General features: G+C 29.8%; 19 protein-coding genes. 11 read left to right on the top strand and 8 right to left on the bottom strand.

All coding sequences use genetic code 11. The annotated features are described in order from the left end of the window. Positions 1-247: 247 nt before the first annotated feature. Together BLS00_RS03915 and BLS00_RS03920 are read left to right on the top strand one after the other, a co-directional pair. A complete protein-coding gene (locus BLS00_RS03915) occupies positions 248-1081 on the top strand; it encodes an alpha/beta fold hydrolase (protein ID WP_176759834.1) in 834 nt (277 codons plus the stop codon). 22 nt (positions 1082-1103) lie between these two features. Then, positions 1104-1466, top strand: coding sequence for an ArsR/SmtB family transcription factor (locus BLS00_RS03920; RefSeq protein ID WP_091403009.1), 363 nt, complete (start codon positions 1104-1106; stop codon positions 1464-1466). Between the two features lie 29 nt (positions 1467-1495). Here BLS00_RS03920 and gcvH read toward each other — a convergent pair whose 3' ends face one another. From gcvH to BLS00_RS03940, 4 genes are all read right to left on the bottom strand, one after another. Continuing rightward, on the bottom strand, positions 1496-1846 hold the full coding sequence (gcvH, locus tag BLS00_RS03925) for a glycine cleavage system protein GcvH (protein WP_176759846.1): 351 nt from the start codon (positions 1844-1846) through the stop codon (positions 1496-1498). A 17-nt stretch (positions 1847-1863) separates the two neighbouring features. Beyond that, positions 1864-3219: a dihydrolipoyl dehydrogenase gene (gene lpdA, locus BLS00_RS03930; protein WP_091403012.1), complete on the bottom strand. Its 1356-nt coding sequence runs from the start codon at positions 3217-3219 to the stop codon at positions 1864-1866. A gap of 211 nt (positions 3220-3430) precedes the next feature. Next, a complete protein-coding gene (locus BLS00_RS10565) occupies positions 3431-4648 on the bottom strand; it encodes a hypothetical protein (RefSeq protein ID WP_091403014.1) in 1218 nt (405 codons plus the stop codon). A gap of 151 nt (positions 4649-4799) precedes the next feature. Beyond that, complete coding sequence (locus BLS00_RS03940) at positions 4800-5246, bottom strand: hypothetical protein (RefSeq protein ID WP_091403016.1); 447 nt, start codon at positions 5244-5246, stop codon at positions 4800-4802. A gap of 271 nt (positions 5247-5517) precedes the next feature. On the opposite strand from BLS00_RS03940, the gene BLS00_RS03945 reads away from it, so the two are divergent. From BLS00_RS03945 to BLS00_RS03970, 6 genes are all read left to right on the top strand, one after another. Next, positions 5518-5781 (top strand): HPr family phosphocarrier protein, encoded by a 264-nt coding sequence (locus tag BLS00_RS03945; RefSeq protein WP_091403018.1) that lies wholly within the window; start codon positions 5518-5520, stop codon positions 5779-5781. After that, positions 5778-7307: a putative PEP-binding protein gene (locus BLS00_RS03950; protein WP_091403019.1), complete on the top strand. Its 1530-nt coding sequence runs from the start codon at positions 5778-5780 to the stop codon at positions 7305-7307. Before BLS00_RS03945 ends, BLS00_RS03950 begins: the two co-directional genes overlap by 4 nt. 12 nt (positions 7308-7319) lie before the next feature. Further along, the gene (locus BLS00_RS03955; RefSeq protein ID WP_091403021.1) at positions 7320-7763 is read left to right on the top strand and encodes a PTS sugar transporter subunit IIA; all 444 of its coding nucleotides are present in this window, start codon (positions 7320-7322) and stop codon (positions 7761-7763) included. A gap of 5 nt (positions 7764-7768) precedes the next feature. Continuing rightward, complete coding sequence (locus BLS00_RS03960) at positions 7769-8527, top strand: DeoR/GlpR family DNA-binding transcription regulator (protein WP_091403022.1); 759 nt, start codon at positions 7769-7771, stop codon at positions 8525-8527. Positions 8528-8984: 457 nt separating this feature from the next. Continuing rightward, the gene (locus tag BLS00_RS03965; RefSeq protein ID WP_091403024.1) at positions 8985-9887 is read left to right on the top strand and encodes a 1-phosphofructokinase family hexose kinase; all 903 of its coding nucleotides are present in this window, start codon (positions 8985-8987) and stop codon (positions 9885-9887) included. Then, positions 9872-11224 carry a PTS fructose transporter subunit IIC gene (locus BLS00_RS03970; protein ID WP_091403025.1) on the top strand — a complete coding sequence of 451 codons (1353 nt, stop codon included), beginning with the start codon at positions 9872-9874 and terminating at the stop codon, positions 11222-11224. Before BLS00_RS03965 ends, BLS00_RS03970 begins: the two co-directional genes overlap by 16 nt. Positions 11225-11258: 34 nt before the next feature. Here the strand turns inward: BLS00_RS03970 and BLS00_RS03975 are convergent, their stop codons facing one another. After that, positions 11259-13502, bottom strand: a complete 2244-nt coding sequence (locus BLS00_RS03975) for a PEP/pyruvate-binding domain-containing protein (protein WP_091403027.1) — start codon at positions 13500-13502, stop codon at positions 11259-11261. An 11-nt stretch (positions 13503-13513) separates the two neighbouring features. Further along, positions 13514-14083: a glycerol-3-phosphate acyltransferase gene (locus tag BLS00_RS03980; protein ID WP_091403029.1), complete on the bottom strand. Its 570-nt coding sequence runs from the start codon at positions 14081-14083 to the stop codon at positions 13514-13516. A 114-nt stretch (positions 14084-14197) separates the two neighbouring features. On the opposite strand from BLS00_RS03980, the gene BLS00_RS03985 reads away from it, so the two are divergent. After that, positions 14198-15118 carry an alpha/beta fold hydrolase gene (locus BLS00_RS03985; RefSeq protein ID WP_091403030.1) on the top strand — a complete coding sequence of 307 codons (921 nt, stop codon included), beginning with the start codon at positions 14198-14200 and terminating at the stop codon, positions 15116-15118. Positions 15119-15134: 16 nt separating this feature from the next. Here BLS00_RS03985 and BLS00_RS03990 read toward each other — a convergent pair whose 3' ends face one another. Both BLS00_RS03990 and BLS00_RS03995 read right to left on the bottom strand, forming a co-directional pair. Beyond that, entirely contained in the window at positions 15135-15563 is a 429-nt protein-coding gene (locus BLS00_RS03990) for an Hsp20/alpha crystallin family protein (RefSeq protein WP_091403031.1), read from the bottom strand. 273 nt (positions 15564-15836) lie between these two features. Next, complete coding sequence (locus BLS00_RS03995; protein WP_091403033.1) at positions 15837-16268, bottom strand: OsmC family protein; 432 nt, start codon at positions 16266-16268, stop codon at positions 15837-15839. 182 nt (positions 16269-16450) lie between these two features. Between BLS00_RS03995 and BLS00_RS04000 the strand changes: the two genes are divergently transcribed. Continuing rightward, entirely contained in the window at positions 16451-17083 is a 633-nt protein-coding gene (locus tag BLS00_RS04000; protein WP_091403034.1) for an HAD-IA family hydrolase, read from the top strand. Beyond that, a complete protein-coding gene (locus tag BLS00_RS04005) occupies positions 17076-17789 on the top strand; it encodes an alpha/beta hydrolase (protein ID WP_176759835.1) in 714 nt (237 codons plus the stop codon). The genes BLS00_RS04000 and BLS00_RS04005 overlap by 8 nt, the downstream gene beginning before the upstream one ends. The last annotated feature ends 389 nt before the right edge of the window (positions 17790-18178 follow it).

The following is an 18178-nucleotide window of genomic DNA, read 5'->3' on the forward strand; positions in this document are numbered from 1 at the left end:
TTTTTTAACCTTCGTTCAACAATAAAATTGATGTACAGCTCATATTATCCATCCGTGGATAAATTCGCATGAAAAACATCCGTGTTTTTCAACATCAATTTTTATATTGTTTCACTCAGTAAAACTCCAATACTTTTCTTTTTTATATTTCTCTATTATTTTTTGATCTGATTCGTCGTGCTTATTTATTATTTCATATAAAAACCAAAAAAAAAATTACGAAGTACTTATGAATAGGAGTAAAGAAATGATTTTTACTACAAGCGATAATGTAGATTTATGGTATAAAATATCTGGCAGAGGCAAGCCTCTATTATTTTTACACGGTGGTCCCGGTGGGTGGAGTAGAAGTTTTGAAGAGCTGGGCGGGGAAAATTTTGAGGATTCTTTTAGAATGATTTATTTAGACCAAAGAGGTTGTGGTAGGTCTGATTTTCCTAACGATAATAATTACTCTTTAGATAGAGTCATCAAAGATATTGAAGAACTAAGGGAGCATTTAGGTATTGTAGATTTGAATATTATAGCCCATTCTTTTGGAGGGACTCTTCTTATTAATTATTTGTACAAGTATCCAAAATATGTTAATAAAGCAATATTTTTAAATGGTAGCCTTAGTATTAGAAGGTCTTTGAACGTTCAGGTAAAAAAATCTTTGGAAATATTAGATGTGAGTTATAAAGAAATTTTTGAGCAAGAAGATGATCTTGTAAACAAATTACTTAAAACAATTTCTATATTATCTTCTCAAGGTAAATATCACGAGCTTTTGGGTTGCACAAAAGAAGATTATGATAGATTAAACAGCGTTGACAAAAGTTTGAAAATTGGAAAAGGGCAAGATTATATGAAATATGTTTTTAGAGATAAAGAGTATATGAAAGATCATTATTATTTGTCTTCAAAAATTGATATACCAGTTCTTTTGTTAGTTGGTGACAAAGACTATTCAATAGGTCCAAATCATTATTTTGGTGAAAAATTTGTGAATAAAATATATAAGAAACTCCCTGGAGGACATTTGCTTTATTATGAGAAAAATAACGAAATAAAAAAAATGCTTGTTGATTTTTTAAATTAAAACATTTTTGAGAGGTGAAATAATGAAAAAAGATAAGATAGAAGTTTGCAAAAAAACAGTAATACACGAAGATAAGTTGAAAAAGATAAAAGGGGAAATCCCAAAAGATGAGGTTTTATATGAATTAGCTGATTTTTTCAAGATCTTTGGGGATACCACCAGAATTAAGATTTTGAATGTTCTTTTTTACTCTGAACTTTGTGTTTGTGATATATCAGAATCTTTAGGGATGACTCAATCAGCAGTTTCTCATCAACTGAGGGTTTTAAGAGGGGCAAATTTGGTGAAATATAGAAAAGAAGGAAAAACAGTTTTTTATTCTTTGGACGATGAGCATATAAATCAAATATTTAATATGGGTATGGAACATATTTTAGAAAAATAAAAGCTCGGATTAATATCCGAGCTTAATAATTATTCATCATCATCTTTTAAATCGTCTAATTCTGATTCATCTGACATTTCGATTTTGCAGATCCAGCCTTTGCCTTCTGCATCATCATTTATTGTTTCAGGAGTATCTTCTAAAACTGAATTAACTTCCACGATTTTTCCGCTCACTGGAGCGTATACATCGCTTGCTGATTTAACAGATTCTACTGAACAAATTATGTCACCTTTTTTTACTTCTTTTCCTTCTTCAGGAAGATCAACATAAGTGATATCGCCTAGTTCATCAGCTGCATTAGCAGAGATCCCTACGATACCAATGTTTTCTTCTTTAATTACGTATTCATGAGATTCAGCGTACTTTTTCATATTTATTACCTCCCGATATATAATTAAATATGTATTGCCATCCCTTCAGCACCTTCAATTGCCCCAAGCAATGTTTCTGTTAGAGTTGGGTGAGGGTGAATAGAATCTGCTAATTGTTCTATAGTTAATCCATATTTTACTGCTAAAACACCTTCCATGATCATATCTGTTGCACTTGGAGATACAATAGAAAATCCAATTACTTTCCTTGATTCTTTATCTGCGATTACTTTTGCAAATCCATCTCTTTCTTCCATAGTTTTTGCTCTACCATTAGCAGAAACCGGAAATTTTGATATTATGACTTTATCTGGGTCAACATCTTTTTCTTTAACTCCTGTAGAAGCTATTTCTGGGGTTGAAAAAATGATAGATGGAACTGCTGAGTAATCCATTTCTTTTTCTTGTCCAGCGATGTTATGAGCTGCAGTTATACCTTCAAAACTTGCAACGTGTGCAAGCATGATTTGAGATCTAATATCACCTACAGCATAAACATTGTCTATGTTTGTTCTCATTTTTGAATCTGTTTTTACACCTTTTTCTATTTCAACTCCTAAATTTTTAACATCTTCAGGGATTACAGGTTTTCTTCCAACTGCGAGAAGGATTTTTTCTGTTTCTATTTCTTTTATTTTATCATCATTTTCTATTTTTGATATATATCCATTTTCATTTTTTACAACATCTGCGACTTTATGTTTTTCAAGTATTTCCACGCCTTTTTTCTTGAGTACTTTTTTGATTTCACTTGCCACGTCTTCGTCTTCATAAGGGAGAATGTGGTCAAATAATTCAACCAAATAAACTTTTTTACCCAAACTTGCAAAGAAATTAGAGAATTCCAAGCCAATTACTCCGCCACCTATTATAAGAATAGATTCGGGGGCTTCTTGCATTTGGAAAACCTCGTTACTTGTCCATATTCCATCTATTTTGTTAAATGGAGAGAACATAACTGGTTCGGAACCATGAGCAAGGATGATGTTTTTAGTTTCAAATGTTTTTTCTCCAGCTTTCACATGATTTTTGTCTACAATTTCAGCTGTTTCTTTAAACAAATCTATTTTATTCTTATTGAACAAAAATTCAATTCCTTTTCTGGACATAGTCACTGATTTTTTCATATGTTTCATAATCCCAGCTAAGTCATAATCTACGTTATCTACTTTTATGCCCATTTTTTTTGATTTACTAATGATATCTGTATATAAATGAGAAGCTGTTAGCATAGCTTTTGTCGGGATACAACCCCAATTAGTGCAAGTTCCACCTACGTTATCTTTTTCAATTACAGCTACTTTTTTCCCCAATTGAGCCAATCTAATTGCGGCAACGTACCCACCTGGTCCACCACCTATAACAACTGTATTATACATTATTATCTCCTCCTGATGTAAATTTTAGTATCTCCAAATTGTTTTGTAAAATAATAAATTTAAAGATTGGGTTTTTACTAAAGATACATTTAGATTAACACTCTTATTATAACAAAAAGAATCAATTTTTACTATGGAAAAAAGGGAGAGACGTGTTAGTTCACCACCGTTTATTTTAAAAAAATAATATGAAAAAAATCAGAGCATTTAATTAGCTCTGATTTATTATGATACCGTTATTTTTTAAATTATTTATAGAGTTTTCCAATAGTTTTTCATATATATTTTCATCTTCAAAAGAATAAGTAAAATGAAAATCTAAATATAGTAAATCGTCCTTAAATCCTAAATTATATATGTTATATGTTTTTAATACCTTTTTTTGATGTGTTTCGTACATTTTAGTTGCGTAGTACCCAATCATATCCAAGATCTCTATTTTGGGGTCGTACATGGTTTTCTTGCCATAGTTTTCATACATGTCCTTTACGTTGGATAAATTATAGTTTAATAGCTTGTCGGATAATTTCTTTAAATCGTTAAAAATATAAGCTTTTTCGTATATGTCATATTTATCAAAAGATTGTAGAGATTTGTTCGCTTCTTTTAAAGAACCAAAAAACACAGAGTTTTTATAGTTTTTGAGATATTTGAGTATGTTTGTAAGTAGGTTGTATCTGTAAGTGTTTTCCAAAGATTCCAAATTATTTAAATAGTTTCCATCAAAACTACAAATAAATAGATTCAGATTTATTATTTTTTGAATAAAAATTAATACATTTTTTTGTTGATGTGTAATCGGTTTATTGACAAGTGTGTTTTCTTTGAATATAGACACAGATTTAGGCTCGCTGCAAAAGAAGAAGTCTCTGAAAAGATAGTCAATTACGTTTTTTTTGAAGTGCGTGTAAGTTTTTTGATTGGAGAATATTTCCCAAAAATTTATCAGCCAATTGTTGTTTTTATTTTCCATCAATGGGTCAAAAATGCTTCCAGTTCTTAAAAAATTTATTGAGCTAATTCCCAAAAGATGCTTTTTAATATTGGGGAATCTATCTGTAAAAAATATTTTTTCGCTGTTTTCAAATTCTCCGTTAACATACATATTGTTGTAGAACTGACCAGAAAACATGAGTATAATGCTGAAAAATAAAGAAAAATAGAAAAAATCTTTTGAAGATATTTCGTCATCATAGTTATCCATGTTCAATTCGTCTATTTTTTTCTCAAAAACAGGAAGTAATTTTTCTTGATTGTTTAAAAATGTTTTTATAAAAGTGTAATTGTTTATGGATTCATGGTTGAGATTATTTGTGTAATAAATAAACCAATTTTTTTTAATTCCTTGTTTTATAAAAGATCTTATTCTATTGTTTTCTATTTTATCTAAAATTGCAACAAAATCTTCCTCAATTTTGTTGTAAAACATCTCGTTCATCCCCCGATTTTTAATATGTATACCATTTACATTTTAACATATAATCAATAAATATTCACAAAATGAACTAATTTTATAGAAAAACATATTAATAATAAAATAAAAACCCGAGATAAAAATCTCGGGTTGGTAATTAAATATTTTAGAAGAAATAAACAAATCCTGTTCCACCATAAATATGGAATCTAGCCATATCTGGTATTATTTCTATCCCTGGGGCAACGTCAGCAAATATTATAATTGGTAAATCTATTAAATTTTCTAAATCGTATTCAAGTCCAACAGGTACTCTGACTGATACACTTATGGCATTACCAAGACCTACTGTAACTCCTGCGCCATATCTGTAATAAAGATCTCCATCTAAATTATTTACTAAATTATAATTTGCTGTTAATGTTATATGACTTCCAAAATAAGACCAAGCTGCGGTACCATCTACAAAAGTAAAATTATTTATGTTATATCTACCGTAAAGTCCAGATGGTTCTCCACCAATTGCTCCAATACCTTTTTCATCAGCTGAATAGTTCATTGAAAAAGCCATTAAGCCAACAACAAGAATTAAAATAACAAAAATCTTTTTCATTTAAATTCCCCCCTTTTTTTAGAATCTAATTATGTTACTATTTAATTATATAACTTTAATATTAATTTAATGTTAATTCGATAACAAGGTTTATAAATAAAAATTAGTTTTTTGGTTCTTTTGAATAAGCAAAATAATCAAAAACAATCACTTCTTATCATATATAATCAATCTAAAATAACCTTATTCGCATTTTTTATTTTTATTAAAAAGTATTAAAATGATAATAAATGAGTGCAAATGATAAAAAGTGATTATTTGGAGGTGCGATATGGAAAATTTAGCATTTGAAGTAAAAAATGAAGAAGGGTTTCATATTAAACCATTGACTAATTTGTCTAAAAAGTTGAAAGGAATTGATGCAGACGTTGTAATAAACGCTAATGGAAAAGAATCGAATATTAAAAGTGTTTTAGGAGTTTTAGCTTTAGGGATTAAAAAAGGTGATAAAGTTGAGTTTAAAATTTCTGGAAAAGAAGAACAAAAAGCCAAGGATATCATTGTAGAAATGGAAAAAGAAGGTTTTGAAAATTGAAAAAATTTGAAGGTAACTTACTTTCAAAAGGTATTGCAAAGGGAAAATTAAAAATAATAGAGGCCAACTCAAAAAATTGTGATTATTCTTTTGAAGATTTTGAAAAAGCAGTAGATGAGTTAAAAGTAAAATACGAAAAGTATGAAGATGATTATTTAATGCAATCAAGAGCCCTTATGTTAGAAGATGAGGAATTTTTGAATTTTATAAAAGATAAGTTTGATAAAACAAAAAATATTTTTAAGTCGTTGGATGCGTATTATGATTACGCAAAAGAGTTATTTTCTCAATTAGATGATGATTATTTGAAAGAAAGGATACACGATATAAAGGATTTAGTTGAAAGTGTCAAGCTTAAACTTTCAAATGAAGATATAGAATTAGGAGAAAATACAATTTTGTATATGGAAGATATGAGTGCTTCTTTATTTATAGAGAACAGAGACAAGATTGCAGGACTGCTAACAAAAAAGGGGAGCTATTCTTCACATGTAGCTATTTTAGCAAGAACATTTAAAATACCTATGCTGACCAACATAGATGTTGAAAATAATTTAGATGGCAAAGAAATTTATTTGGATGCTTTAGAAGAAAATAGTTTTTACGTTGAGCCAGATGATGAATTTATCAAAAAATTTAAAGAAAAAGAAATATCTTACAATAAAATGGTTAAAGAATTAGAAGAGTTCAAAAATAAAAAAATAATTTATAAAAATAATGAAATAAAATTCAAAGCCAATATAGGCTCAGTTGAAGAATCGGAAATAATAGAAGAAATAGATGGAATAGGACTTTTGAGAACAGAGTTTATATTGTTTGATAGAGAAAAAGCCCCTGATTACAAGGAACAAAAAGAAATATATCAAACAATATCGAATAATTTGGGTAAAAAAGAAATCGTGTTAAGAACTTTCGATATAGGTGGAGACAAACAGATTGATTATTTGAAATTACCTAAAGAAAAAAATCCATTTCTTGGTAAACGTGGGGTAAGGTTGTACGAAGAGGAAAAGGTTCATAAACTGGTTGAAGATCAAATTGAATCTTTGTTTGAACTTTCTAAGGAAGGGCACAATTTCAAAATAATGATTCCAATGGTTTCAAACAATAGAGAAGTTAACAGATTTTTTGAAGAGTTTATAAAACCAAAACAAGAAAAATACAATATAAAAATCCCTTTTGGAATCATGGTTGAAACACCATCAATGGCTTTATCTTTTGATAAAAATACAAACATAGATTTTATAAGCGTTGGGACAAACGATTTAACACAGTATACGCTTGCTGTTGATAGAACCAATGATGAAATTTCGGATTTATACGATTATTTTGACGAAGGAGTAATGGAATTAATAGATATTATAATAAAAAAAGCGATAAACAAGGGTATTGATGTTTCTTTCTGTGGGGAAAGCGCTGCAATACCAGAAATGGCAAAATTGTTGATAGAAAAAGGTGTTAAAACTTTGAGTATGAGTTATTCAAATATACCTGAAGTAAAAAAATATTTGTACCATAACTTATAAAGAGGTGAGAAAATGTCGTTATTCGATGAAAAATTGATTTTTTTAGATTATGAATCGAAGAATAAAAAAGATATATTGAAAAATCTGTCAAAAGAATTAGAAAATATGGGCTATGTGGATAGTTATAAGAATTTTTCAAAAGCTGTTTTGGAAAGAGAGAAACACTCTACCACAGGCATAGGCTTCAACATAGCAATTCCGCATGGTAAATCGTCTTCAGTGCATGAACCTTTTGTTGTTTTAGCCAAACCAAAAAAATCTTTGGAATGGGAATCTTTAGACGACGAACCAGTTGACATGATTTTTTTAATAGGCGTTCCAGAAAAATCAGCTGATGAACATTTAAAAATATTACAAAAATTATCTGTAAACCTTATGGATGAAAAGTTCAGAGAAAATTTAAAAAATGCTGAATCAAAAGAAGAAATTCTCAACCTTGTAAAAAATATTGAGTGATTTATATGCTTAAAGATATAAGGATGAAAAAGATAGTTGAAATGCTCGAAAAAAAAGAGATGATAACTACAAAAGAAATTGCAAAAAATCTTGATACTCCAGAAGTAACAATAAGAAGAGACTTGAAAAGATTGGAAAATATGGGTAAAGTGTCCAGAATTCATGGTGGGGTAACCAGAAACCAAAAATCAACTGTTTCTGAATTAACCATGGATGAGAAAAGAGTAAAGAATAAAGAAGCCAAGAAAACAATAGCTAATAAGGCTTTTGAATTAATAGAGCAAGATGACGTAATTTTTCTTGATTCAGGAAGTACCACTCTTGAGATCACTACCCTTATTGAGAAAAATTTTGAAAATAATTTAACAGTTTTTACAAATTCTATAGATATTATCAATAAACTTAGTAAAAAAGAGAACATAGATTTGTTCATTGTGGGTAACCATTACAGAAAAAAAACGGGTGCTTTCATCTTCTCTGGTTATGATATGGAATTTTTGGACAAAATTTCTATTTCAAAAGCTTTTATAGGCGCGAATGCTTATGATGAAGAATTTGCTTATACACCCGCGGGAGAAGAAGTAAAGATAAAAAAGAAGATGATTGAAGTAGCGAATGTTCCTGTTTTAGTTGTAGATTCTTCAAAAGCTGATAGCATTTCTATTTGGAAAATTTCAAAGATGGAAGATTTTAAGGTGATAGTTAGTGAGTCTAAAAATAACATTATGAAAAGTTTGAGCAAAAAAGGTGTAGAAGTAAAGTAGAAATCGAAGGATCTCATAGGTTAATTTTCAAAGAAAATTTGAGTCTCCTCTAAATGTTTTAGAGAAGGGGACCACTTTAGTGGTAAGGAGTTTAGGCACTTTGTTTTAGAACAATTTCGAAATATAAAAATTCAAAGTAAGTTATATAGTAGAAATTATTGCATAATTTCTGTTGGAAGTTGAAAGCATAAAAGCCTAAACACCCCTGTGCTGCGCACGTCCCCTCTAACACATTTAGAGGGGAATTTAAGGATAAAGTCCATGAGTTGGATGTTGGAAGATGGAAAAGAAGAAATCAGAGATCCCTGTTGTTAGATGCTGGTTGTCAGTTGTTAGAAAAAAGCAATTTTTAAAAATGCACTAAACCAAAAACCAAAATGCAGAGCATTTTATAACCAACAACCTCCATCCAGCAACTAACAACCATCATAAATTTTTTTAAAAAGGAGAGAAGATTATGGTTATCACAGTCACAATGAATCCAGCTTTTGATAAAACAATCATTGTAGACGATTTTCGAAAGAATACTCTCAATAAAATTAAAAGCGTGCGTATAGATTTGGGTGGTAAAGGCATAAACGTTTCCAAAATACTAACCACTCTTGAAATAGATAATAAGGCTTTGGTTTTAGCAGGGGATTTGAATTTTAAGGAGTTAGATAATGAATTGAATAAATATAATTTGAACTCTGAAATTATTTTTAATCCCAATTCTCATACCAGAGAAAATATCAAAATACAAGATGAAAAAACTCAGTCAATTACAGAGCTAAATGAAAAAGGGAAAGTTGAAAACAACCAAGTGCTGAGGGATTTCAAAAACAAGTTTTCGAATATTATTTCAAAAGATGATATCGTTGTAATTTCAGGCAGTGTACCAAAAGGCACCCCAAAAGATTTTTATAGATCTTTAATTGAAATAGCTAAAGAGAAAAAAGCTTTTGTAGTTTTAGATGCTTCTGGAGAGCAGCTTGAAGAATCAATAGAATCAAAACCAGATCTTATAAAACCAAATGAACACGAGCTATCTGAAATTAAATATACTAAAGAGGAAATTGCAAAAAGAGGAATTTCAATAATACTTTCAAAAGGGAAAGATGGTTTTGAATATTTGGATTCTAAAAACTATTTACAAGTAGAAAGTTTTAAAGTTGAAGCAAAGAGTACAGTTGGTGCAGGCGATTCGTTGTTAGCGGGTTTTGTTTATGGAATTAGTAAGAAATATAGTTTGGAAGATTCGTTGGTAATGGCAAGGGCTTGTGCTACGGCAAAAGTCATCACTGAGGGAACAGCACAAGTGCCTAAAAATAAAATAGAAGAATATCAAGTTCGGGAGGGTTTAAAATGGCTAAGAAGTTAGTTGGAGTTACATCTTGTCCTACTGGAATAGCCCATACTTATATGGCTGCAGAAGCTTTGCAAAAGGCAGCAGAAGAAATGGGTTATGAGATGAAAACTGAAACAAGAGGGTCTGTTGGAGTTGAAAATGAACTTACAGCTCAAGATATTAAAGAAGCAGAAGCTGTTGTAATAGCTGCAGATACTAATGTCCCAAGAGAAAGGTTTTCTGGTAAAAAAGTTGTTGAAGTATCCGTTTCTGAAGCTATAAAAAATTCAGAAAAAGTTATTAAAAGTGCTTTAGAATCCAAAGAAAAAGATTTTGTTGATGAAGTTCAAAACATTAAAGCAGAAAAATCTGGCAATAGAAAAGGTGTTTATAAACATCTTATGAATGGTGTTTCTTTTATGATTCCTTTTGTTGTTGCTGGAGGAATTTTGATAGCTCTTTCTTTCCTATTTGGGGGATATGAGCAAAGTGGAGAGTTTGCACAGGCTTTAGGAACAGCTGGTGGAGCAGCATTTACTCTTATGATTCCAATACTCGGTGGATATATTGCTTATTCAATTGGAGATAGAGCAGCTCTTGTTCCAGGTATGGTTGGCGGATTATTAGCCGCTCAAACTGGTTCAGGCTTCTTAGGGGCTCTTGTTGCAGGATTTTTTGCTGGATATTTAGTGCTTGGTATGAAAAAGACTATCAAGTTACCAAAAGGGTTCGAAGGTTTATTGCCTGTTTTGATCATTCCAGTTTTATCCGTTTTTATAGTCGGTTTGGTTATGATTTTTGTAATAGGTAATCCAATGACAGCTTTAAACGAAGGTATAAGTAATTGGTTAAATGGATTAACAGGAGCTAACGCGGTTATTCTCGGAGCTATTTTAGGTCTAATGATGGCTGTTGATATGGGAGGTCCTATTAACAAAGCTGCATATGCTTTTGGACTTTCAACTATAGCTTCTCAAGAACCATCGGCAGTTATGGCTGCAGTTATGGCAGCGGGGATGGTCCCACCACTCGCGTTGGCTTTATCCACAGTTATATTCAAGAACAAATACACTTACGACGAAAGAGAAGCTGGTAATGCGGCTTGGGTTTTAGGTGTTTCTTTCATCACAGAAGGGGCAATACCTTTTGCAGCTGCTGATCCGTTAAGGGTAATTCCATCTATTATGGTTGGTTCAGCAATTACAGGTGGCTTGTCTATGGCTTTCAACGCAACATTGCCGGTTCCACATGGAGGTATATTTGTTTTCTGGGCCGTTGATGGAGTATTCCCATATATTCTTGCAATTGCAGCAGGTATGATAGTAAGTGCACTTATGGTTGGAGTACTAAAAAGAAAAGTAGAAGAATAACACAATAAATAAAAGGGCCTTTTTAAAGGCCCTTTTATTTAGTTTCTATAAAACCTTGATTGGCATCAACAAATACATTTTGATCATCTTTTAAAATTTTTAATACGTTCTCCACAGAAACAATAGCTGGTATTCCCAATTCTCTAGCTATAATTGCACTATGAGAAAGCATACCTCCTGATTCAGAGATAATAGCGCCTGCTTTATAAAAAATTGGGTTCCAAGAGATATCAGAATAAGGAATGACGATTATATCTCCTTTTTTTACCTTTGAAAAATCATTGATTCCTTTAATTATAGATACTTTTCCAGAATAATATCCGTTGGATACAGGAATACCTTTTAATGATGATTTATCCTGAGTTATGAAGTGGTCAGGAACTTTATCGCCAACGATAGTTCCAGGCAATGTCATGCTTTCTTTTTCTTTCATATCTTCTTTTATTGTTTTAACTTCATTTTTTGTGAAGCTTTCTTTTTTGAGTTTTTCATATTTTATATAAAATATATCTTCTTTTTCATCTAAAAGATTTTCGTTTATAAATATTTCGGACAATCTCAAAAAAAGAGGTCTGAAAATTTGATATAAATTGGTGTATAAAAAACTTATCTTTTCTTTTAAAAGATGGATTTCTTTTGATTTCTTCAATCTCTTTTTCAAATTTTTGTCATTTGGTATGTTTACTTCTTTATCTTCTATAGTTTCTTGATCTTCTATAGTTTCTTGGGATTTCACCATTTCTATTATCATTTTTCTGTTTTCTTGCCATTGTTGTTTTGAAAAGTCATTACCGCTGTCTGATAATAAACCAAACTTCTCTATGAAAGAGTTAACTTCTTTTTCAAAATTAGCCCCTTCTCCTTTTTCAATTAACTGCTTTTTTAATTTGCTTAAATGGTAATTTGGATCAAAATTTTTTATCTCTGGTTGGTTGGAAAGTTCTTTCAAAATGTCTAAAGAATATTGCCTTTTTTCAATATATTTTTTTAAACCCAATGTTCTAAAGCTATTTGCCAAAGGAGTTACTATGTTAAAATAGGCTAATTTTTTTGTGTCTTCAATTAATTGGTCTATTGTTTTTATCGTTTCCCTTTTAGATAAACTGTTGAAGTCAATTTTTTTATAGCTTTCTAGTTTTTCTGTATATGTTTTTATTATATTTTTTGCTTTAGAGTTGAAGTTGATATTTTTTATTATAAAAACCAACATTTTTGGTAAATAAATCATAGTTTTTAAAGAGGGTTTGAACATGTTTTTTGGTGGCTTTGGATAAACTCCCATCAATAGTTCTAGAAGTTCTCTGGGCATACCCAATTTTTTGAATATTTCTCCAATAATCCCCATATTGAAATAAGCTCTATAATGGATCGATTTTGCTAATTCATGTATATTTACAGAGTCTTTTTTTATCAAATTTTCAAACAGTTTTTTCCAAGCACTGTTTACAACGGGGATGTTTATACTCCATACAAGTGGTTTTATAAGTCCTGGAAGAAATTCTTTTGATAAATTGTTTGAATATATATTTATGTTTTTTATGGTGGTTATCGGTCTAAGCTGTAGAAAATAAATTTCGCCCTTCGAGATTGTCCATTCTGCATCGATTTCTAATTTGTACTCTTTTTTAATTTCTAATATTTTGTTTTTGATGTCTTCAAGGTATTTCTCATCTAATTTTGGATTTACAGGTTTATCAACCCACATTTCCCAGTTATATCTCCATCTTTCTGGAGTAACCCCTTTGTCTACGAGTAACTCGCCATATCCTTTTACGTACTCTATAACAACTTCATTTAAATAATTAACGGGGTTTCTTGTGAAAATAACGCCGGAAAATTCTGAAATTACTTGTTCTTGGATTAAGATGGAAACTTTAAAATCTTTTTTACCAAATTTTTCCAGATAATTTTTATTTCTATCATCGATTATTTCATCATATATGTTTATAATTGATTTAATCAAATCTTCTTTTGATTTGAGGTTCAAAAAAGTTTTAAACTGTCCTGCAAATGAGCTTTCTTCTAGATCTTCTGAGTTTATTGAAGATCTAACAACATAAGTTTTATTTTCAAAGATATTTTCTAAATCATTTTTTATTTTACTGATTATTTCTTCTTTATTTTTTCTATAATTTTCATACGTTTTATAGTTGATATAAAAACTATTTGGGATTTTGACATCTTTTTTTAAAAAGAATATATTGTTATATATTTTTTTTCCAACATTTAATTTATCTTTTTTTAAATTAGCTATAGTTAATTTTTTTATTGTATTCATAAATATCCCCTCTATTCTTTTGTAATTTCATAGTGCAAAAAATCGTTCCTTTCTTTTTTGGCGGATAAAAGGTATAAAGCAAAAATTATTAATGAAAAATAGAATGAGATTCTATCAGAAAATATGAAAAAAAGTATTGGAATAAAGAAAGTTGGTAAAACAGATGATAGCATGGCTTTTTTCGTTGTGAGTATTATTATTGTCCATGAAACCAAAAGGATTAAAGTTGGAATAGGGGCTATTAAATACATTATCAGCCCACCAGCGGTTCTGCCTTTTCCGCCTTTAAACTTAGCCGTAAATGGGAACATTATTCCTAGTAATACTGCAATGAATGATGTGTATAAGATTAATTCTGAACTTCCGTATGTATAAACAAAATAGTATGGAAATAATACTTTCATAACCTCAACGATAACTGTCAAAAGGCCTGCTTTAACACCACCTGTTTGAAAAGCGTTTGCTACGCCAATATTTTTGGTGCCAGTTTTAGATAATTTTATGCCTTTGGTCATGTACACATATATTTCAGCAAATGGGAAGGACCCTATTAAATAACTTATTGGTATTAATAAAAACATAAAAAACTCCTTTTCTGGTATAATAGGTTTATCAAATGTAATTTTTTATAATACTTTATTAAAATTTTACCACATTTTTTATAAAAACAATTAAAAATTAATGAGGGGGTCATCATGAAAAAAATTATAAATATTGTTTTTTATGTATTTGTTTTCATTTTTGCTTTTTTTATAATAAATTTGGCTATAAATCATTTTATGGCTTCTTTGGGCGAAAGGAACGTTGATAAATCAAATTATAAATTTGCAGAATTGGAAAATGGAAAGATATTTTACAAAGAATATGGAGAAGGCAACCCATTTATTTTGTTACATGGTTTTTTAGGTTCATCAAAAGATTTGGAGAAAGCTGCAAGAGAATTATCAAAAAATTATAAAGTTATAGTACCAGATATCCCTAGTTTTGGTTTATCGTCAGAGTATTCTTTGGAGAAAAATTCTAAAGAAAAAATGTCTGAAGCCTTAATAGAATTTTTAAATTACTTTGATTATGAAGATTATAATTTATTGGGGCATTCTATGGGCGGAGAAGTTGCTCTACATATTACTCTTAAAGATGAAAAAGTTAATAAATTATTTCTTGTGGATAGTCAGGGGTATGAAGCAAATAATTTTTATCCAGATTTTCTCAAAGAGCATCCAGGTATTTCGTCTTTTTTTATAAGAACTTTTTTTCAAAATTATTTTTTTCAGAGGTTTTTGGCTAGAACTGGAATAAACAATATGGCTAATTTTGATGATTCAGAATTTCTAAAATCATATTATTTTAACTACAACATACCTTCTATGGTTATTCACGAGTTGAACGTAGATGATGACGCTGGAATATTGAAGAATAGGATTAAAAATATAGAAAACAAAACTTATATAATCTGGGGAGATAAAGACGAGGTTGTCCCAATTTCAAATGCTGAAAAATTTAGCGAAGACATAGATAATTCTGAATATTTTATTATTTCAGAAAGTGGGCATAACCCTTTTTTAGAGAATTTTGAAGAAACAATAAAAATTATAAAAGAAAAAGCTCGGGATTAACCCGAGCTTACTTGAATTATTCAATATCTATTTTTTTGTTCTTCTTAACTTCTTCTTCCTTTCTTGGAATTTCAATTTTTAGAATCCCATCGTTGAATTTTGCTTTAATTTCTTCATCGTTTAGATATTCTGGGATTTCAAAAGCTCTCTTGAAAGAACCGTATTTTATCTCTCTTGTGAAGTATTTTCTTCCTTTTTGTTCTTCTTCTTCAATGTTCTTTTCTGCGGTGATTGTTAAAACACCATCTTCAACATTGATGCTTATATCATCTTTTTGTACTCCAGGTAGTTCAGCTTCAATAAATGCAGCTTCATCTGTTTCATAAAGATCTAAACTCATATTACCAAAAGAATCCTTTTCATAACCTTTCATCATTTTTTCAAAGTCATCAAAAATGTCTAAAGGTGAAAATTCAGGAAAATTTCTGTATAACTTAATAGCCATACTAACACCTCCATAAGTTTTATTTTAATTTTAATTTCCTTTTGTATTTCAACTATTTTCACTAATATTATAATATAATTATCAATCTATGTCAAGGAGTGCTAATATAATAAGAGAGCAAACAAAAACATTATAATAAAAGTCGTAATATCAAAATAAATATAATTATAAAAATATATTTAATCAATCGTAACTAAATAATGATAAAAATGGAAAAAACAAAATAAAAACCCCCTTTTAAAGGGGGAGAAGGGTCAGTATTTTAAGAATGTCTTATAAAGTTATGTTTACAGGTGTTGCGTTTGCTAAATTATCTGATACTGGACATCTGTTTTCAACTTTTTCAATCCATGTTTTTAATGTAGCTTCGTCTGCATCTGTTTCAGGTTTCATTTTTACGTTTATTGCTTGGTATCCAGCTCTTTCTTCATCTGATTTACCCATAAATCTTGCTGGATTTAATTCTCCATCTAGTTCGATTTCTAAGCTTTTAATTTCAAAGCCCATTTCTTTAGCAACAACGTGACCTACAACGTTTAAACAACCAGATAAAGCAGCGAGAACATATTCAACTGGGTTTGCTCCGTGATCTGTTCCACCCAAATTAGCTGGTTCATCTATAATCATTTCAAAGTTTCTTGCTTTAACAACTGTTTTTGTTGGATTTTCTTTTGTTGCTTTTACATTTACTTGCATGTTTGGCATAATAATACCTCCTAAAGTATTGTGAAATAATTTACTACTTACACCTACATTATATTATCTAAAGATTAATTAATAATTTCAAGAATATTCAAATTTAATAAAGTTTGGTTAACTGAAGAAATATCTAATTCACAAGCTAAAATGTTATAATATTAACAAGTGTTATAAATGGAGGTGATTTTATGAAATATAAAAATTATATATGGGATTTTGGCGGAACTCTTTTTGATACTTATCCAGCTTTTTCAAAAAAAGTTGTTGAAATATTGAGAGATAAGAAGATTGAAGAAGACTATGAAACGATTTTAAAAATGGCTAAAAAGTCCAAAAGTCATCTAATAGATTATTTGAATGAGAAATACACTCTTAGTGATAGAGAGTTGAAATATATAAGGAAATGTGAAAAGTATACCTCTTTAAATTCAAGGAGTCCATTTGAAGGTATTGAAGAAATATTGAATTACATTATTTCAAATGGGGGCAAGAATTTTATCTATACACACAGAACATTTCATTCTGCTATGGAATTACTTTATCATTATAAAATGTTTGATTATTTTGAAGATATTGTTAGTAAAGATGTTGGTTTGGAAAGAAAACCTGATTCGGAAGGCTTTGAATATATAATTGATAAGTATGATTTAGAAAAAAACAAAACCCTTTCAATTGGGGATAGGGTTATAGATGTTGAGTCTTCAAAAGGGGCGGGCTTACAAACAGCTTTTTTTGGAGAAGGAGTTGTTTCTGCGGATATAGTTTTTCAGGATTTTTCTGATTTTATGAAACTCATAAATGAAGGTGATTATAATGATTAAGAAAATTATTTTGTTAACTGGAGCTGCACTTGGAATAGGTGTTTTGGGATTCTTAATTTGGGCAGGTAATCCACTTGGGCCAATGGAAGTAGTAGATGAAATAATTAATAGTTCAGACATTGAAGTCGTTGAAGAAAAAGAATTATATAAAATAGGAGAGGACAATGAAGTGGGTTTGATATATTATCCAGGAGCAAGGGTCGATCCTAAATCATATGTTCCTTTAGCTATAGAAATATCAAAAGAAAATATTACAATTTTTATTTCGAAGATGAGTTTTAATTTTGCTGTTTTTTCACCAAACAAAGCTTTGGAAATAGTTGAAAGTAATCAAGATATAGACAAATGGTTTATTGCAGGACATTCCCTTGGTGGTGCAATGGCAGCAAAAGTTGTTTATGAAAATCCTGGGATATTTGAAGGATTAATTTTAAACGCATCTTATCCAGCAGAGAATAATTCTTTGAAAGATAAAAATGTGAGAGTTTTATCTATATACGCGGAATATGATGGTCTGGCTACAGTTGAAAAGATAGATAACAGCAAAGATTTTCTTCCTGAAGATACAAAATATGTTTTTGTTGAAGGTGGAAACCACGCTCAATTTGGTTATTATGGTCCTCAAAACGGCGATTTAGAAGCAGATATATCTAGAGAAGAGCAAAGAGATATTATAGCTAGAGAAATGATAAATTTTATTAAGTAGAAATCGAAGATTTTGGTTGTTAGATGCCGGTTGTTAGTTGTTAGAAAAAAAGCAGTTTTTAAGAATGAACTAAACCAAAAACAAACAACTATCAACAAATAACAAAATAAATTACTTTGTAATTTATTTTACTAGGACATACAATTTTTTAAACGCATTTCACAGCATTCTTTCAGATAAATTTTGTACTATAATTCTCAATAGTTCATCGCATCTATTTATTATTTTGGATGAAAAAACAAGTATTAAAGGGATAAAAGAATGTCACCCTGAGCATCGTCGAAGGGTCTGATTTTATAAATTTGCGAAGCAAATTAAAAAGGTTTTAGATTCTTCAGCTCCAAAAACCGTCGTTCAGAATGACATAATACCTAGTTATCTAATAATGT

Origin of the sequence: Geotoga petraea (assembly GCF_900102615.1) — a bacterium.
GTDB lineage: Bacteria > Thermotogota > Thermotogae > Petrotogales > Petrotogaceae > Geotoga > Geotoga petraea.

Excerpts from the sequence above, each read along its gene's own strand:
- BLS00_RS04005 (WP_176759835.1), top strand. The coding sequence starts at position 17,076 with ATGATTAAGAAAATTATTTTGTTAACTGGAGCTGCACTTGGAATAGGT.
- BLS00_RS03980 (WP_091403029.1), bottom strand. The coding sequence starts at position 14,083 with ATGTTTTTATTAATACCAATAAGTTATTTAATAGGGTCCTTCCCATTT.
- BLS00_RS03945 (WP_091403018.1), top strand. The coding sequence starts at position 5,518 with ATGGAAAATTTAGCATTTGAAGTAAAAAATGAAGAAGGGTTTCATATT.
- BLS00_RS03975 (WP_091403027.1), bottom strand. The coding sequence starts at position 13,502 with ATGAATACAATAAAAAAATTAACTATAGCTAATTTAAAAAAAGATAAA.
- BLS00_RS10565 (WP_091403014.1), bottom strand. The coding sequence starts at position 4,648 with ATGTTTTACAACAAAATTGAGGAAGATTTTGTTGCAATTTTAGATAAA.
- BLS00_RS03955 (WP_091403021.1), top strand. The coding sequence starts at position 7,320 with ATGTCGTTATTCGATGAAAAATTGATTTTTTTAGATTATGAATCGAAG.
- BLS00_RS03915 (WP_176759834.1), top strand. The coding sequence starts at position 248 with ATGATTTTTACTACAAGCGATAATGTAGATTTATGGTATAAAATATCT.
- BLS00_RS03920 (WP_091403009.1), top strand. The coding sequence starts at position 1,104 with ATGAAAAAAGATAAGATAGAAGTTTGCAAAAAAACAGTAATACACGAA.
- lpdA (WP_091403012.1), bottom strand. The coding sequence starts at position 3,219 with ATGTATAATACAGTTGTTATAGGTGGTGGACCAGGTGGGTACGTTGCC.
- BLS00_RS03970 (WP_091403025.1), top strand. The coding sequence starts at position 9,872 with ATGGCTAAGAAGTTAGTTGGAGTTACATCTTGTCCTACTGGAATAGCC.
- BLS00_RS03985 (WP_091403030.1), top strand. The coding sequence starts at position 14,198 with ATGAAAAAAATTATAAATATTGTTTTTTATGTATTTGTTTTCATTTTT.
- BLS00_RS03940 (WP_091403016.1), bottom strand. The coding sequence starts at position 5,246 with ATGAAAAAGATTTTTGTTATTTTAATTCTTGTTGTTGGCTTAATGGCT.
- BLS00_RS03960 (WP_091403022.1), top strand. The coding sequence starts at position 7,769 with ATGCTTAAAGATATAAGGATGAAAAAGATAGTTGAAATGCTCGAAAAA.
- BLS00_RS03990 (WP_091403031.1), bottom strand. The coding sequence starts at position 15,563 with ATGGCTATTAAGTTATACAGAAATTTTCCTGAATTTTCACCTTTAGAC.
- BLS00_RS03995 (WP_091403033.1), bottom strand. The coding sequence starts at position 16,268 with ATGCCAAACATGCAAGTAAATGTAAAAGCAACAAAAGAAAATCCAACA.
- BLS00_RS03965 (WP_091403024.1), top strand. The coding sequence starts at position 8,985 with ATGGTTATCACAGTCACAATGAATCCAGCTTTTGATAAAACAATCATT.
- BLS00_RS04000 (WP_091403034.1), top strand. The coding sequence starts at position 16,451 with ATGAAATATAAAAATTATATATGGGATTTTGGCGGAACTCTTTTTGAT.